This is a genomic window from Kribbella albertanoniae (genome assembly GCF_004348455.1).
Classification (GTDB): Bacteria; Actinomycetota; Actinomycetes; order Propionibacteriales; family Kribbellaceae; genus Kribbella; species Kribbella albertanoniae.
The window spans coordinates 1-1,411 of sequence record NZ_SMKA01000519.1 but is presented as its reverse complement, the minus strand read 5'-3'; the positions used below and the strand labels follow the sequence as shown (position 1 = coordinate 1,411).

At 68.8% G+C, this 1,411-nt stretch carries 1 protein-coding gene and 1 pseudogene; one reads left to right on the top strand and one right to left on the bottom strand.

The annotated features are described in order from the left end of the window. Positions 1 to 198, bottom strand: a 198-nt coding sequence (locus tag E1261_RS44740; protein WP_132416450.1) for a hypothetical protein, incomplete at its 3' end; no start/stop codon positions are given. Positions 199 to 791: 593 nt separating this feature from the next. Between E1261_RS44740 and E1261_RS44735 the strand changes: the two are divergent. Further along, positions 792 to 1,411 (top strand): annotated as a pseudogene (locus tag E1261_RS44735) (hypothetical protein); the annotation flags it as partial.

Sequence of the window (1,411 nt, the reverse complement as noted above, 5' to 3'; positions counted from 1 at the left end):
GGCCGCTCCGACGAGCACGGCACCAAAACCTGCGTGATCAAGGCGTCCTCGGGGGCGGTCCGGCGGCACAAGGCAAAGATCGACGAGATCGCCGACGCCCTGCTGGCCCTCGGCGACAAGCGCAGCGTCCAGCTCCGCCGCGCCGAAGCGGTAGGCATCCTGCCCGACACCGCCTTCACCAACGAACTCCTCGCCCAAACCCAACACGGTCCCACCACCCCCGCACCGGAATCCACGCCAGACCCGACTCCCGCACCTGACCCCGGTCCCGCATCGGGCCCCACGTTCGCACCGGACGCGACTCCCGCGTCTGACTCCGGTCCCGCATCGGGCCCCACGTTCGCACCGGACGCGACTCCCGCGTATGACTCCAGTCCCGCATCGGATGCGACTCCCGCGCCGGACCCCGCTCCCGTGTCTACCGCCGGGCCATCGCCTGAGCCTGCCTCCACTCCTGCTCCCGCTCCCGCGCATGTATCCGCGCCCGGGTGCACGCCTGCGCCTGCGTCCACTCCCGTGCATGCACCCGCACCTGCGCATGCACCCGCACCCGCGCCGACGCCCACCCTTGTGCCCCGGCCTGCGCCCGCATTCACTCCTGCGCCCGATTCCGCCGCCGCGTCTGACCCCGTTCCTGCGCCTGCCGCCGCATCCACCCCTGCAACACCGCCCTGCAATGTTGCTACAGGCAACGGCAAGCCGGCTGACCGGACAAACGGTGTGAACGTAGACCCCCGTCCCCACGACACCCCCGCTGTGCACGCCGAGCCTGAGATGCCGACGAGGCTGAGATGCACGACGAGGCTGAGGTCCACGACAGGATCGTGGACGACGAACCCGGCGTGGACGACGAACCCGGCCCCAGTGATGAGGCCGACCGTGACGCGCCCCACCCAGGCGAGAGCGACCTCCCAGAACCCCTCGACCCCAGCGACACCTGGACAGTAGACCCCTTCCAGCCACCCAACGAAAGCACGCCCGACACAGCCGCCGAGTCAATGACCCCAGACGAACTGCGTGCCCTCGCCGCCCGGCTCGCCCAGATCAAACACGACGCCCACACCCGACCACACGGCGAACGGCCTGCCCCGGCTCGCCCGGGCAAAACCGTCGTGTACGTGCACCTCACCGACCACACCCTCGCCACCGGCACCGGAGTCCTGCGCGTAGAAGACCTCGGCCCGCTGCTGGCCGAGCAATTCACCGACACCGTCGGCTACGGCCCCTACATGGTCAAACCAGTCATCGACCTCAACAAAGCCATCAGCACCGACGCCTACGAAATCACCGACCGGATCCGCGAACACATCAAACTCACCCACCCCACCGAACAATTCCCCTACGGCACCCGCGAAACCACCAACAACATCGACCTCGACCACATCCAGCCCTACAACCCCCTCGGCCCACC